This is a genomic window from Kitasatospora humi (genome assembly GCF_020907985.1).
Classification (GTDB): Bacteria; Actinomycetota; Actinomycetes; order Streptomycetales; family Streptomycetaceae; genus Kitasatospora; species Kitasatospora humi.
Map to the genome: position 1 here is coordinate 74,136 of NZ_JAJJPA010000001.1, position 14,382 is coordinate 88,517.

The 14,382-nt window shown below is 74.6% G+C and carries 13 protein-coding genes; 8 read left to right on the top strand and 5 right to left on the bottom strand.

The genetic code is table 11. The features are described from left to right. Window positions 1-258: 258 nt before the first annotated feature. On the top strand, window positions 259-1,056 hold the full coding sequence (locus tag LN042_RS00365; RefSeq protein WP_230048063.1) for an exodeoxyribonuclease III: 798 nt from the start codon (window positions 259-261) through the stop codon (window positions 1,054-1,056). Here LN042_RS00365 and LN042_RS00370 read toward each other — a convergent pair. Beyond that, complete coding sequence (locus LN042_RS00370) at window positions 1,053-1,757, bottom strand: lysoplasmalogenase (RefSeq protein WP_230047682.1); 705 nt, start codon at window positions 1,755-1,757, stop codon at window positions 1,053-1,055. The genes LN042_RS00365 and LN042_RS00370 overlap by 4 nt on opposite strands. A gap of 254 nt (window positions 1,758-2,011) precedes the next feature. On the opposite strand from LN042_RS00370, the gene LN042_RS00375 reads away from it, so the two are divergent. Further along, window positions 2,012-3,520 (top strand): DUF2398 family protein, encoded by a 1,509-nt coding sequence (locus LN042_RS00375; protein WP_230047683.1) that lies wholly within the window; start codon window positions 2,012-2,014, stop codon window positions 3,518-3,520. A gap of 32 nt (window positions 3,521-3,552) precedes the next feature. Here the strand turns inward: LN042_RS00375 and LN042_RS00380 are convergent, their stop codons facing one another. The 4 genes from LN042_RS00380 to LN042_RS00395 all read right to left on the bottom strand — a co-directional run bounded on the left by LN042_RS00380 (window position 3,553) and on the right by LN042_RS00395 (window position 6,930). After that, window positions 3,553-3,762: a hypothetical protein gene (locus tag LN042_RS00380; protein WP_230047684.1), complete on the bottom strand. Its 210-nt coding sequence runs from the start codon at window positions 3,760-3,762 to the stop codon at window positions 3,553-3,555. Between the two features lie 295 nt (window positions 3,763-4,057). Next, the gene (locus tag LN042_RS00385) at window positions 4,058-4,975 is read right to left on the bottom strand and encodes an acyl-CoA thioesterase (protein ID WP_230047685.1); all 918 of its coding nucleotides are present in this window, start codon (window positions 4,973-4,975) and stop codon (window positions 4,058-4,060) included. A 64-nt stretch (window positions 4,976-5,039) separates the two neighbouring features. After that, a complete protein-coding gene (locus LN042_RS00390) occupies window positions 5,040-6,254 on the bottom strand; it encodes an MBL fold metallo-hydrolase (RefSeq protein WP_372495646.1) in 1,215 nt (404 codons plus the stop codon). A gap of 223 nt (window positions 6,255-6,477) precedes the next feature. Next, window positions 6,478-6,930 carry a MaoC family dehydratase gene (locus LN042_RS00395; RefSeq protein ID WP_230047686.1) on the bottom strand — a complete coding sequence of 151 codons (453 nt, stop codon included), beginning with the start codon at window positions 6,928-6,930 and terminating at the stop codon, window positions 6,478-6,480. 477 nt (window positions 6,931-7,407) lie between these two features. Here LN042_RS00395 and LN042_RS00400 point away from each other — a divergent pair, with 477 nt between their 5' ends. The 6 genes from LN042_RS00400 to LN042_RS00425 all read left to right on the top strand — a co-directional run bounded on the left by LN042_RS00400 (window position 7,408) and on the right by LN042_RS00425 (window position 14,372). Next, window positions 7,408-8,295, top strand: coding sequence for a serine/threonine-protein kinase (locus LN042_RS00400; RefSeq protein WP_230047687.1), 888 nt, complete (start codon window positions 7,408-7,410; stop codon window positions 8,293-8,295). 426 nt (window positions 8,296-8,721) lie between these two features. Further along, entirely contained in the window at window positions 8,722-9,120 is a 399-nt protein-coding gene (locus tag LN042_RS00405) for a hypothetical protein (protein ID WP_230047688.1), read from the top strand. A 5-nt stretch (window positions 9,121-9,125) separates the two neighbouring features. Beyond that, entirely contained in the window at window positions 9,126-10,142 is a 1,017-nt protein-coding gene (locus tag LN042_RS00410; protein WP_230047689.1) for a hypothetical protein, read from the top strand. 66 nt (window positions 10,143-10,208) lie between these two features. Beyond that, the gene (locus LN042_RS00415; RefSeq protein WP_230047690.1) at window positions 10,209-10,943 is read left to right on the top strand and encodes an SAF domain-containing protein; all 735 of its coding nucleotides are present in this window, start codon (window positions 10,209-10,211) and stop codon (window positions 10,941-10,943) included. Beyond that, window positions 10,943-12,592, top strand: coding sequence for a hypothetical protein (locus LN042_RS00420; RefSeq protein WP_230047691.1), 1,650 nt, complete (start codon window positions 10,943-10,945; stop codon window positions 12,590-12,592). The genes LN042_RS00415 and LN042_RS00420 overlap by 1 nt, the downstream gene beginning before the upstream one ends. A 4-nt stretch (window positions 12,593-12,596) precedes the next feature. After that, on the top strand, window positions 12,597-14,372 hold the full coding sequence (locus tag LN042_RS00425; protein WP_230047692.1) for a TadA family conjugal transfer-associated ATPase: 1,776 nt from the start codon (window positions 12,597-12,599) through the stop codon (window positions 14,370-14,372). Window positions 14,373-14,382 lie beyond the last annotated feature (10 nt).

Genomic DNA, 14,382 nt, shown 5'->3' on the forward strand with positions numbered 1-14,382 from the left:
GGTTGTGGTCGGGCCACTGGAGCGGCAGCGCGGGCCGCCGGGGCGCGGGGTTCACCTGATTGCTCCGGGAGAGGGGCTGAGGAGGTGGCCCCAGCAGGAGTCCCGGCCGCCGCCGAGCCGGTGCGCCGGGGCGGCGGGTCGGCGCCGGTGCCGAGCCGATCCCGCCCTGTCGGTGGACGGCGGTAGATTCGAGGTGGGTGCTCTCCGGGTGCCCGCCGTCGTCCGTTCAGTCCGCTAGCTAAGGCCTTCGTCGTGACCCTGCGCATCGCCACCTGGAACATCAACTCCGTCACCGCGCGGCTGCCCAAGCTGCTGGAGTGGCTGGAGGGCGCCAAGCCCGATGTGCTCTGCCTGCAGGAGCTGAAGGTCGCCGCCGGCGCCTTCCCCTACGAGGCGGTGCGGGAGCTCGGTTACGAGACCGAGGCGCACGGCACCGGGCGGTGGAACGGCGTGGCGATCCTCTCCAAGGTCGGCCTGACGGACGTGGTGCGCGGCCTGCCCAACCAGCCCGGCTACCAGGCGGAGGACGCGCTGCTGCCCGAGCTGGAGGCCCGCGCCATCGCGGCCACCTGCGGGCCGGTGCGGGTCTGGTCGGTGTACGTGCCCAACGGGCGCGAGGTCGGCCACGCGCACTACCGTTACAAGCTGGACTGGCTGGCGACGCTGCGTCAGGACATCGCCGAGGACGCGGCCGCCGACCGCCCGTTCGCGGTGCTCGGCGACTACAACGTGGCCCCGACCGACGAGGACGTCTTCGACGTGGCCGCGTTCGAGGGCCAGACCCATGTCACCCCGCTGGAGCGGAAGGCGCTGGCCGACCTGCGCGCCGCCGGCCTGTCCGACGTGGTCCCGCGCGCCCTCAAGTACGACCGCCCCTACACCTACTGGGACTACCGCCAGCTCTGCTTCCCCAAGAACCGGGGCATGCGGATCGACCTGGTGTACGGCAACGCCGCGTTCGCCGCCGCCGTCAGCGACAGCTACGTCGACCGCGAGGCCCGCAAGGGCAAGGGCACCTCCGACCACGCCCCGGTCGTGGTGGACCTCGACCTCTAAGCGTCGGAGCGCTGGGTCTGCGCCCTGAGGGCGGCGGTGGCCAGCAGGTACTGGGCCAGCAGGTAGGTCGCCATGATCCAGAACTCATGGCCGGGGAGCTGCTTCCAGCCGGCCAGCCGGGTGGCGATCAGGGTGTCGGAGAGCAGGAAGAGCCCGCCGCCCAGGCCGGCCCGCAGACCCAGGCCGGTGGAGGTCACCGCCGTACTGGCCAGCAGCAGGCTGTAGCCGGCCACCGGGACCTTCAGCGAGCCCAGCCCCGGCCAGAGCCGGTTGAGCAGCACCGCCCAGGCCAGCGCGTAGCCGGCTGCCACGATGGCGAGGCGTCGACGCTCCGTCATCGCGCCCTGCTTGGCGAACATCGCGATGTAGCAGACGTGCGCCGCCGCGAAGGAGGCCATGCCGGCCAGGAAGGCGGGTTCGGAGTCGAACTGCAGCAGCACGTCGCCGGCGGTGCTGGCCGCCAGCGCGGGGGTGAGCAGCGACGGCGTGGGGCCCTCGGTGGCGACCGCGTGTGCGGCCAGCAGCGGCATCAGGGCGGGCTTGGTCACCTGCTCGGCCGCCGAGCTGCCGGTCAGCAGCGAGCCGAGGTGGGCAGCCGAGGTCGCCGCGAAGGCGGAGAACAGGCCGCGGGCCCGTCCGGCGAGCCGGCCACTGCTGCCGAGGGTCTGCAGCCGGCCACTGGTGCTGAGGCTGTGCAACATGCGGTGATGCCCTCCGGGCTGAGTACGGGACAGGGTGGGGCGGCACCCCGACGCGAGAGTCGGTACGGGAACCCCGGCACGATAATTGACGCGACGGGTCGCTCGGAAGACATTGTTACCGACGCGTAGGCGCCGCACCGACCCGCATCGTCCACGGGCGCCCCGTCAGGTGCCTTAGGCTGTTCCGTCGGGAGTCATCGGTGGCTCCCGACGGTGGGACGGCAGGCGAGACGGGCGGCACGGCGGAGGGGCGCGTGAACGGGGGCGGAGCGCTGCACGGCACCGAACTGCCCGGCGGCACAATGACCCTCCGTAGGCGCACCGAGGTGGCGGTCCCCGCTGCCGAGCCCACCCGCAGCCGGCAGCCCGAGGCCGACCAGTTGCTGCTGCTGGCCCGCCGGTTCGCCGGCTGCGAGCCGCGCCAAGCGCACGACCTGTTCACCGACGCCTTCGGCCTCTACGGCGCCCGGCACTTCGGCACCGCCCCCGCGCCGGCCGCCGCCGATCTGGCCGCGGTCAGCTGGTGGCACGGCCCGACGGCCCGTCAACCGCTGCCCCGGGCCCGGCGCGGCCGCCGGCCGGCACCGGCGGGCACCGTGCCGGCCGTGCGCGGCGGCGCCGGACGGCACCGCAAGCGCGAGGCCAGCGCCGTGCAGGCCACCGAACGACGCACCGCTGCCCGGATGCTGCTCGCCCAGCCGCTGGTGACCGCGACCGGCCCGCACGCACCGGCCTTTCCGCTGATCCAGCGTCATGCCGACTGGCTGGCCGAGCGTTTCGCCGACCTGCTCGGCTATCCGCTGATCGTCGGAGACGGTTTCGCCCGGCTGGTCAAGGCCGAGCTCGGTCCGGGTGCCGAACGCCAGCTGCTGCTGGCCGGCACTCCCGGCACGCCGCGGCGCTACGCGGCGCTCGCGGTGGCCCTCTCGGTGGTACTGCTCGGTCCGGACCGCTGGCCCCCGGGCCAGCTCGCCGCCCGGATCGCCCAGACCTGCGCCGCCGAGTCGGTGACCGTCGAGCCGGCCGACCTGACCGCCGCCGTCACCCAGCTGGCCGAGTGGCAGGCGGTCACCGAGCTGCCCGAGGCCTGGCACGGCGTGAACCACCCGCTGGCCGCCGCACTGGCCGCCGCCTGCCGCCCGGCCCAGCCGGAGGACCCGCCGGCGCCGCGCACCACCATCCCGGTCGCGGTGCGCCGACGGCTGGCCGAGACACCGGTGCTGCTGGTGCAGGAGCTCACCGGGCTGGAGCACGAGTGGCTCTGGGAGGCCCGGGAGCGGGAGGCGGAGCTGTTCGCCGACTTCCTCGGCCTGGTCACCGAGGTCAGGGCGGAGGGCGTGGCGCTGCTCGACCCGGCCGGCGAGCTGACCGACCTCCGGCTGCCCGGCCCCGGGCCGCTGGCGGAGGCGGCGCTGCTCCTGGTGGAGCGGCTGGTGGAGGAGCTGCGGCCGCTGCCGGGCGAACCCGCGCAGGTCGGGGTGCCGATCGCGGAGGCGCTGATAGACGGGATCCTCGGCGACGTCGCCGACGAGTGGCACCCGGAGGAGGCCGGCGCCGACGCCGAGCGCCGGGCCCATCTGTCGGACCGCGCCGCGTTCCGGCGCGAGGTGCTGGACCTGCTGCACCGCCTGGGCCTGATCGCCCCGGCACCGGCGGCCGGGGCCGGCCGGGGCGGTTGGCGGCTGCTGGCGCCCGCCGCCCGCTACGCGGCGGAACTCGGCGAGCTGCCGGTGGGCGGGACGGGGCGGCACTCCCGGCGCTGACCGGCGAGTCGGGGGCAGGTCGGTTCAGGCCCTCAGTGCTCGGCGCCCGCGTTGACCGAGACCTGCTGATGCCCGACGGTCTCCACGGTGGCGCCCACGCCCAGGCCGCCGAGCGCCACGGAGGCGGCCACCGCGGCACACGCCAGCAGTCGCCGATGGCGTTTGGGCAGCGGAAAGCGCACCTGGTCAACGGGGTCGTGGCCACTCAGCGGCGAGCGGCCCGGGAAGCGCGGTTCATCCATGGTGGGGAGCATTCCACCGCGGTGTTAAACGATGACGACACCGGGATGAACGCAGCCCAGGTGCCACACATCGAAACGGATCGTGGCAAGTCCGACTTTCATTGCGTCACGTCACACGCGCCGCGGCCCCCGGTGCGGCTGTCCTCCGGTGCGGCCGGGCTTTGGTGCCGCCCGTCCTCCGGTGCGGCAGTCCTCCGGTGTAGCCGGCCCCGGTGCGGCCGGTCGCCGCAGGCAGCCGGTACCGCCGACGCCCTTGCCCGCCGTCGCAGCCTCGTCGACCCACGGTGACGAGCGATCAGTTCCCCTTCGGCCGCAGCTCCCGCAGCAGGGTCTCCTGGACGGCGGAGGCCACCAGCACCCCGTCCCGGTCGTAGAACTCGCCGAGCGCCAGCCCGCGGCCGTCCGACGCCGACGGACTGCGCTGGGCGAACAGCACCCACTCGTCGGCCCGGATCGGGCGGTGGAACCACATCGCGTGGTCCAGCGAGGCGAGCGACACCCTGGTCGGATCGGTGCGCTGGAAGGCGTGCTTCTGCAGGTGCAGCGCGGTGGTCGAGGCCAGCGTCAGATCGGAGAGGTAGGTCAGCGCGCAGGTCTGGATCAGCGGGTCGTCGGCGGGCAGCGGGGTGCCGGTGCGCAGCCAGACGAACTGCTGCGGCACCCCGGGCAGCTCCGGCGGCATGCCCGGCGCGTCCGACGGCACGAACCGGATCTCCAGCGAGTGGTACCCGAGGGCCGCGCGGAAGTCGTCCGGATCGTTCGCGGCCCAGGTGAGGAACGGGTCGTCCAGCCCTTCCGGGCCCGGCACCGGCGGCATCGTGCGCTGGCGCTCCCGGCTGGTCTCCGGCACCTTGAACGAGGCGGACAGCGTGAAGATCGCCTCGCCGCGCTGGACCGCCGTGACCCGGCGGGTGGCGTAGGAGCGGCCGTCCCGCAGCCGCTCCACCTGGTAGACGATCGGTCGGCGCGGATCGCCGGGACGCATGAAGTAGCCGTGCAGCGAGTGCACGTGCCGCGCCTGGTCGACCGTGCGGCCACCCGCGGTGAGCGCCTGCGCGGCCACCTGGCCGCCGAACGCCCGCAGCGGGGCGCCGGCGTGGCACCAGCCGCGGTAGAGGTTCTCGTCCAGTTCCTCGATCCGCAGCAGGTCGAGGAAGTGGACGGGCTTGGGGTCACCCGGTTGCTGCTCCCGGGCCGGCGCGTCGATCGTCATCCCGACATACTGGCAGACCGCCCCGACGCAGTTACCGCTGGGTAGCGGGCCGGTCGGTACGGCGTCAGGCCGGGACCTCGTCCTCCTGGCCGGCCGCCGGCAGCGCCGACTGCGCCGGTGCCGGAGCGAGCGCGTCCACCGGCACCGGCAGGCCGGGCGCGGCCACCGCGTGCCACCAGGGCTCCAGCGCGGGCGGTGCGGCCGGCTCGAACGGCCGCCCGATCACAGGCACCGCGACCTCGGCGCCGACCGCCGCGGCCGCCGCCAAGGTGCGCTCCACCGGCTCCTCCCAGGCGTGCTGCGCCAGGTTGAAGGTGCCCCAGTGGATCGGCAGCAGCAGCTCGCCGCGCAGGTCCAGGTGCGCCCGCACGCCCTCCTCCGGCGTCATGTGCACTTCGGGCCAGAACGGGCTGTAGGCGCCGACCTGCACCATGGTCGCGTCGAACGGGCCCAGCCGCCGCCCGGTCTCGGCGAACCCCGGGAAGTAGCCGCTGTCCCCGCTGTGGAAGACCCGGTGCGCCGGCCCGGCCACTGCCCAGGACGCCCAGAGGAAGTGGCTGCTGGTCCGCGGACCGCGGCTGCAGTAGTGCCGGGCCGGGGTGGCGGTCAGGGTGAGGCCGGCCACCTCGGCCGACTCCCACCAGTCGAGCTCGGTGATCCGCTCGGCCGGCACGCCCCAGTGCTCCAGGTGCGCGCCGACCCCCAGCGGGGCCGCGAACTGCGCGCCGCTGCCGAGCAGCGCCCGGATCGAGGTCATGTCCAGGTGGTCGTAGTGGTCGTGCGACACCACCACCACGTCCACCGGGCCGAGGTCGGCGATCCGGATCGGCACCGGATGCAGCCGCTTGGGACCGATCCCGGGGAACGGCGAGCAGCGCACCCCCCAGACCGGGTCGAAGAGCACCCGCCGCCCGTCCAGCTCGGCCAGCACGGTGGCGTGGCCCAGCCAGCTCAGCCGCAGCCCGGAGGCCGGCGGCACGGCCAGCTCCGCCGACCGCAGCCGGTGCAGCGGGATCGGGGCGGCCGGCGCGCGGCGGGCGCGGTTGCTCGCCAGCTGGGCGCGGGTGATCTCCAGCGGCGAGCGCTCGTAGACCACCCGGCGGGTCGGCACCGGGTTGCGGAAGGCGCCGTCCGCGAAGTTGGGGCTGGCCAGGATCCGGGCCAGGCGTGCGCCGGTCGGTTCGGCGCCGAAGGCGTCCGTCCGCACTCGCCGCCAGCCGGCGGCCGTCAGGCTGCGAAGCCGGGTGATCGGAGAAGAGTCGGGAACGGAGCCGAGCACAGCACCTCCAAGACGCGTGGACGTCGACGGCGGCGCGGCGAGCGGAGCCGCGCCCTGGCCTCGGGCAGCCGCTCGATACGATCACCATCTCGTCCGCAGCGTACCGAAGCGGCCCCTGGCGGGCGCGGCAGATGCACGGGAGGACCGCCGTTCGGGCGTGCACCCACCGACAGTGCGTCAGCTGTGCCCGCCTGACGCGCCGTCGGTCGCCCTCGGAACGGTGTCAGAGGTAGAAGCGGGTGATCGTCTCGGCCACGCAGTGCGGCTTGGCACTGGCCTCGCTGCTGACGGTGAACCGCACCACCGCCTGCCGGCCGCCCGGCGCCTCGGTCACCGAGAGCAGTTCGGCGGTGGCCCGCACCGGGGTGCCGACCGGCACCGGAGCCGGGAAGCGCACCTTGTCCGAGCCGTAGTTGACCGCCATCCGCACCCCGCCGACGCTGTAGCACTCCTTGGCCAGCATGGGGATCAGCGACAGGGTGAGGTAGCCGTGCGCGATCGGGCCGCCGAACGGGCCCTCCTTGGCGCGCTCCGGGTCGACGTGGATCCATTGGTGGTCCCCGGTGGCCTCGGCGAACAGGTTCACCTGCTCCTGCGTGATGGTGTGCCAGTCGCTGGTGCCGAGCTCGGTGCCGACCGCAGCGGTCAGCTCGTCGAGGGAGGCGAAGGACGTCATGGGGCGCTCCAGGGCCGGTCGGGGCATCGACGGGCGGACGGCCAACCACCCGTGCTGGGGAGCGTAGTCCTACCGGTCGGTCAGCTGTTCCCTGGGCCGGGAACCGCCGTGGACGCGGACCTCGCGCGCAGGCCCGCCGGCCGGGGAGCGGGTGGTGCCCGGGACGCCGCGTCGTCCGGTACCAGCCGGAGCGGCAGCCGCCCGTCCGCCTCGACCCGGAGCTCCGCCGGCACCCCCCGCGGCAGCGCGTGCACGGTGTACACCGCCCGCCCGATGGGCACGGTGCTGAGCAGCCGAAGGCACCCGGCCCCGCCCAGATCCTCGATACGGTCGACACGGTCCACATCCCGATGGTGCGCCCGGCGAGGCGCGGGACAGTAGGGCCCATGGTCCAGGAGCGGACCGGAGAACACAGGGAGTGCCGGACGACGGAATGCCGGCGGACGGCGGCGACACGGTGACGAGGGGTGCGGGCGGATGACGGCGGGGACGTCTGGGACGGCAGGGAGAGCAGGGACTGCGGGCGCGGCGAGCGGTGTCGACCTGGTGCTGATCGGTGCCAATGGCGGGCCGGACAAGGGCTTCGCGGGCTCGGCGCAGGCCGCCCTGGGGGCCGAGGCGCTGGCCCGGGCGCTGCCTCCGGTCTGCTTCGACACCGGCAGCCGGGGCTGCCGGGTCACCGTGGTGCCGCCCGACGCGGACGCCAACGCGATGCTGACGGCGCTGCGGGCGGCGGCCCGGCAGGAGGGGCGCCACCTGGTGGTGGGGCTGCTCGGCCAACTGGTCGCCGATCCGCGCGGGCGCCGGCTGGCGCTGGTCACCGCCGGCAGCACCGCCGACAACGCCTACCGCCGGGGGCTGGCCTGGGACTGGGTGGTGAGCACCATGGTGCACGGCAGCCAGGAGGAGGCGCTGCTGCTGGTGGACGTGGTGGCCCGCCCGGACACCTGGGCGCTGCTCTCCGGCGCCTCCCAGGAGGTGGGCGAGTTGCTCACCCACTCCCGGGTGCCGCTCTGGGGCCGGATCGGCCCGTTCCCGACCGGTCGGCGCAGCCGCTCCGCGACCGTGCCCGGCGGTGAGGGATCGTTCAGCTGGGCGCTCTCCCGGGTGTTGGAGCGCGGGGTGCCGACGGCTCCGCCGGCCGTCGGACCGGCGGACATGCAGGCCGCGGTGGCCGCCGAACTCGCCTGGGGCGAGCTGGCGTCAGGCATCGGGGGCAGACTGCTCGTCCCTCCTTCGGGTGGCCGGTTGTTGCTTCGAAATCGGGCGGCGGTGCGGGGCGCGCTGGCCGGATTGTCGGTTTCCGAGGAACTGTTGGCCGTTCTGTGGCGCGAAAACACCACAACGGATCCGGGTTCCGACTAAGGTCAGGGGCCCGAGGTGTTGCCGCGGGAGGGTGAGGTGGCGAACAATCGGCCTCACACCGCACACCGGCAACGGACGGCGCCTTTCGGTCACCGAGGGCGCCGCCAACTCCGGCCAGCTGTCGGGCAGTCGCGACAAGGTGGGGCTATGGGCCGTGACAGGGCTTTGTTACGCCTACGGGCGATCGGGGTCGGCGCGGTGCTGCTGCTCGTCACGGCCGCCTGCGCGCAGGCGGGCGCGGGGAGCGCGGATCATTTGCCGAGCGCCGGCCCTAGCGGGGTCATTGGTACCAATGGGACGTCTGGGGGCGGCGAAACCGCTGGGGGGAACGGGGTTTCGACCGGCGCCGGTGCGGGCAGTTCGAGCAGTGCGTCGGGCGGGGGGGCTCAAGCGCCGACGAGCGGCCCGCAGGAGGCCGTCGGTCGGGTGGTGCTGAAGACCTATCAGGACTGGTGGGCGGCGCAGGTGAAGGCATATGCCGGGGGTGATCCGCAGGGTGCCCAGGTGCGGGTGTACTCCGCCGATGTAGCCCTGGCGAACGTTCTTATGAGTTTACGTTCGCTACAAGACGCCAAAATGGTCATGACGGGTCAGCCGGTGCTCGATCCCGTCGTCAAGAGTCTCGATCTCAACGGCACTTCCCAGACAGCGGTAATCTCCGACTGTGTGGATGTCAGCGGCTGGCACCAGGTCGATGCCGGTACCGGATCATTGAAGGACGCTCCGCAGCATCTGACCCGGTATCCGGCGACCGCCGTGCTGCGGAGCAGCGGCGCCCTCTGGAAAGTCTTCGACTTCAACCGTGAGACGGGTCGGACATGCTGAGGACATTGCGACACCTCGGACCATTCATCGTGCTGACCGGTCTGCTGGCCGGCTCGGCGGTTCCGGCGCAGGCGGACGCGCCGACCGGCGGGATCAACCAGTGCCTGGTGCTGGCGGTCTGCCTGGAGATCTCGCAGCCCGGCAGCGGTGGCGCGCCCGGCAGCGGTGGCAACACCGGATCCGGCAACGGGGGCGGCGAGCCGGTCTGCGTCTGGAAGGGCCTCCAGAAGCCGTGCTGGGACCCTGACCTGGGCTGGTTCGACAACAGCGACGACGGCAACCAGGGGTGCTACTTCAAGGCGCTCGACCCCTCGGATCCCGCCTTGAAGGACCAGACCCCCGAGCCGGGCAAGACCCCCTACCTCCAATCCTGCTGGGACGCCAACGGCAACCTCCAGGACTCGGTGATCAGCTGGTTCGCCCAGGCCCCCAGCGCCGCCGCGCCGCCGCCGACCCCCGGCACGGTGGCCCAAATGGCCATCGGCAAGCTGCAGTTCGTCCGTCCCGTGATCCACACCGCCCCCACCGGCAAGTCGCTGGTCACAGTGCCCGTCTTCCTCTGGTACGACCACGGCACCGCGGCCGCGCCCGACCCCGAGACGATCGGCCCGCAGAGCCGGACCGTGTCCCTCAACGGCGTCAGCGTCACCGCGACCGCCACGCTCACCGACGTGAGTTGGGACATGGGGTACCAGGCCGACGGGAAGGAGGCGGTCGCGGACTGCCACGGCCCTGGTGTGCCCTACGTGGACGGCATGGAGAACAACCCGCCCGCCGGCGCCTGCTACTGGCGGTTCGGCTCGCTGTCGCCCGCCAACGGCGCACCCCCGAGCGGCGCGCCCGCGCCCACCGCCTCGGCGGCCCCCGGCGGCGGCTACTGGCCGCTGGCCACCGAGACGTGGCACGTCACCACCGTCAACAACAACGACCCCAACGGCCCGGCGCCCTGGGACCCGCTGGACCTGCAGGTCTCCAGCCTGCCCGTGCAGCTCCAGGTCAACCAGCTCCAGATGCTCAACTAACGAAGTCAGACCGCCGGTTCGGGGCGCACTGCTCGAACTGCCGACGCGAGGAAGGGCCGCCGCCCGATGGACAGCCGTACCACGCCGACCCTCGGCACCGCCGCCGCTTCGGCCCGCGACGGCGGCCGTCCCACCGCGCCGTCGCGCTCGCTGCGCTCGCGCCGACGGCGACCTGCGGTGCTGGCGATGTCCGTCGCGCTGATCGCGGCCGGCGGGCTCGGCGGAGCGGTGCTCTACAACAGCACCGGGCAGCGGATCGCCGTGCTGGCGCTCGCCCGTGACGTGCCGTACGGGCAGCCGCTCACCGCCCAGGACCTGGTGGTGGCCCGGATCGCCAGCGACCCCGCGCTGGCCCCGATCAGCGCCTCCGACCTCAACCGGGCGGTCGGCCGCCGCGCCACCACCGACCTGCACCGCGGCAGCCTGCTGCTGGCCGCCGACCTCACCAGCGCCCTGGTGGTGCAGCCCGGCATGCAGGAGGTCGGCCTGCCCGTGCACCCCAGCCAGCTGCCCGCCGTCGGTGTGCAGTTGGGGGAGCAGATCGAGATCGTGCAACTGGGGGACAACGGCGGTGGCGCGCCGCAGACCATGAACGCGGTGGTCGCCCAGACCGGCAAGGGCGGCGACAGTCAGGTGATCGACGTGGCGGTGCCACCGGCCGACGCCGTCAAGCTGGCCCAGTGGGCGGCGGGCGGCAAGTTCCAGATCATCCTGGCGCCCAAGCCGGGCGGCAGCGCGGCCCCCAGCCCCTCCGCCAACCCGTCCGCCGGCCCGTCCACGAGTCCCTCGGGGAGCGCCTGATGGCCGTCATCGCGGTGACCGGCGGCCCGGGTGCGCCGGGTGCCACCACCTCCTCGCTCGCCCTGCTGCTCGCCTGGCCGCTGGCCGACGGCCGCAGGGTGCTGCTGGTCGAGTGCGACCCCGACGGCGGGGCCGCGCTGGCCGGGGCCCTGGAAGGGCGCGTCGAGGCCGTGTACGGGCTGCGCAACCTGGCCGTCGCCGACCGCCGCGGGCTGCTCGCCGAGGCGCTCTGGGAACAGCTGATCGACGTTTCGCCCGGCGCCACCGGGGACCGCCTGCTGCTGCCCGGCCTGACCGACCCGGCCCAGGCCGCCGGCCTCGCCTACACCTGGGAGCCGCTGGTGGAGGTGCTCCGCGGGCTGCACACCCAGGGCTACGACGTGCTGCTCGACCTCGGCCGCTCGGGCGCCCACGGCCCCGGAGCGGTGCTCGCCCGGCGCGCCGACTGCGTGGCCGCCACGGTCCGCACCACGCTGCGCGGCCTCAGCGCGGCCCGCCCCCGGCTCGCCGCGCTGCGCGAGGACCTGGCCGCCGGCGGCGGTGCGGACGGGCTGGGGCTGCTGCTGGTCACCGAGGGGCCGTACCCCGCCTCCGACGTCACCCGCGAACTGCGGCTGCCCGTGCACGGCGAGCTGCCGTACGCCCCGCGGCCCGCCCGGGTGCTTTCGGACGGCGGGGACAGCACGGATCGGCGGTTCATCAGGTCGGAGCTGATGCGGGCCGCCCGGACGGCCGCGGACCGGCTGCTCGCGGTGGCGCGGGAGCAGCGGGAGCGGTTGACGCCGGTGCGGGCGGGTGCGGCGGTTGCCGGGGTGGCGCCGCAGCCGCAGCCGCAGACGTCGGCTCCCGGGTGGGAGGTCCAGCAGCCGTCGACGCCGGGGTGGGAGGTCCAGCAGCCGTCGACGCTGGGGTGGGAGGCGCCGCCGCCGCAGGGCGCTTGGGGGCAGCCGCAGCCCGCTGCGTACTCGCCGGTGCCCGAGCCGTCGGGTGGTCACCCGGGCCATGCGCGGACCGGGGGCCACCAGCAACCCGAGCAGGGGCGTCCGGCCGGGGCCGGTGACGGCTGGGGCGGCCCCGTGCCGGGCACCACGGACGCCGGGGCAGCGGAGCCGGTGGCCCCGGCGCCGTACGCCGGCGCCCGCCGGGCCCCGCAGGCCGAGGCGATGGGCACCGCACCGCGGCAGCAGGCGCAGCCGGACGACCGGGGCCGGCCGGCCCGCGACGGGACGGAGCAGCCCGGTGCCGCCCCGCAGGGCCGTGAGGCCGGGATAGCGGGACTCGCCCGGGTGGTCGGGGACTACGCCCCGGAGTCGCAGGGCGCCCCCGCCCCGGCCGATGAGCCGGCCGTGCGCTCCTGGTTCGACGGCGCCCCCGGGCCCTCGGGCGGCGCGGCCGACCTCACTCCGGTGCCGTCGGGCGGGGTGCCGGGGGTGGCTGCGCTGGGGCAGGCGTTCGCCTCACCCGCCGGGCAGGTCTTCGTCCCGCAGACCGGGCCGGTGCAGGTGCGGCCGGGCGTCGCGGCGCACCCCCCGGCCACCGCCGGCCGACCGCCGCTCGCCGGGATAGCTCCGCACCCGGCGGCGCCCGAACCGTTCCCGGCGCCGGCCGAGGAGACCGAGACCCAAGGGGAGGTGCTCCGTGCGCGGTAGCCCCATGCGTGACCGTGCGGCCGCCGATCCGGCAGGCCTGCCGTGGCCGGTCGAACCGGACGACGCGGAGTCCGAGTACCGGCTGCCGGCGCCCGGCCAGACTGCCGGTACGCCCTTCCCGGGAGCCGCCGTGCCCGGCCCCGCGCCCACCGCCTCCGCCGTCACCACCGGGCCCGTGCGGTCGTCCGGCCAGTTCACCGGCCCGGCCGGCGGCCAGCCGTGGTCCGTACCGCCCGCCGGACCGCAGCCGAGCCGGGTCGCGCACCCCTGGCCCCAGCCCGCACCCGCTCCGGCCCCCGCCGTGCCGGGGCCCGGTTCCGCCACGCCACCGCCCGGTTCCGCCACGGCGCTGCCCGTGCTGCCGGCCCCCGACCCGTGGAGCGCCGAACCCGCGCCGCCGGCCGTCGACCCGCAGGTGGCCCGTGAGCTCAAGCGCCAGGTGGCGGCCGAACTCCACAAGCAACTCGCTCAGCTGACCGTCAGCCAGGGGAGCGACGTGGACCGCGCCACCCGGCGCCAGCGCGGCCGGGCCCTGATCGAGGAGGCGGTGGCCCGCTGGTCGGACTCCTACGCGCAGAGCCACGGCGTGGCGCCGACCCGGGAGCAGGACCGCGCCCTGTCCGAGGCGGTCTACGACCTGCTGTTCCGGGCCGGGCGCCTGCAGCCCTACCTGGACGACCCGGAGATCGAGAACATCCTGATCAACGGCTGTGACGACGTCTGGATCTCACGCGTCCACCAGCCGCTGCGCCAGGTGCCGCCGGTCGCCGACTCGGATGCCGAACTCATTGAGCTGCTCCAGGACTTGGCACGCCAGCACGGCGGCGGCGAGCGCAGCCTGAACACCGCCAACCCGACCCTGGCGCTCCGCCTGGAGGGCGGCATGCGCCTGCAGGCGATGACCGAGGTGACGCCCCGCCCCTACGTGGCGATCCGCCGGCACCGGGTCGCCTCCGCCACCCTGGCCGACATGGTCGACCTGGGCACCGTGGACTCGACCATCGCGGCCTTCCTGGCCGCGGCGATCCGGGCCCGGAAGAACGTGATGATCACCGGCACCCAGGGAGTCGGCAAGACCAGCCTGCTGCGGGCGATGGCGGCCGAGATCCCGCCGGACGAGCGGATCGGCACCCTGGAGTCCGAGTTCGAGCTCTGGCTGCACACCCTCGGCCACCTGCGGCAGGTGGTGCCGATGGAGGCCCGGGAGGGCAACGGCGAGCGGATCGACGGCAAACCGGCCGGCGAACTGACCATCGGCGAGCTGATCCCGGCGGCGCTGCGGATGACCCTCTCGCGGATCATCGTCGGCGAGGTCCGCTCCGCCGAAGTCGTCCCCATGCTGCGGGTGATGACCAACGGCGAGGGCGGCTCGATGTGCACGCTGCACGCCCGCGGCCCGCAGATGGTGGTGGACCGCATCGCCGAACTCTGCCTTGAATACGGCTCGCATATGACGGATGCGCTTGCCTACCGGCTGACGGCCAACGCCGTCGACCTGATCGTGCACGTCGCCATGGTCGACGAGACGGCGCTCGGCGGCCGGCGCCACCGGTTCGTCTCGCACGTCATGGAGGTGACCGGCCTCGGCGAGCACGGCCGCCCCGCCCTCAACACCGTCTTCGGTCCGCGCCCCGACCTGGGCGAGCCGCGGGCCGTGCCGCACACCCCGCCCAACTGCCTGGACGACCTGCGCCGGGCCGGCTTCGACGCCGGGCTGCTGCAGTCGGCGTACGGGAGTTGGGCCGCGCCGCTGTCGCTGCGGATCGGCGGCGCCCGATGAGAAGGCCTCT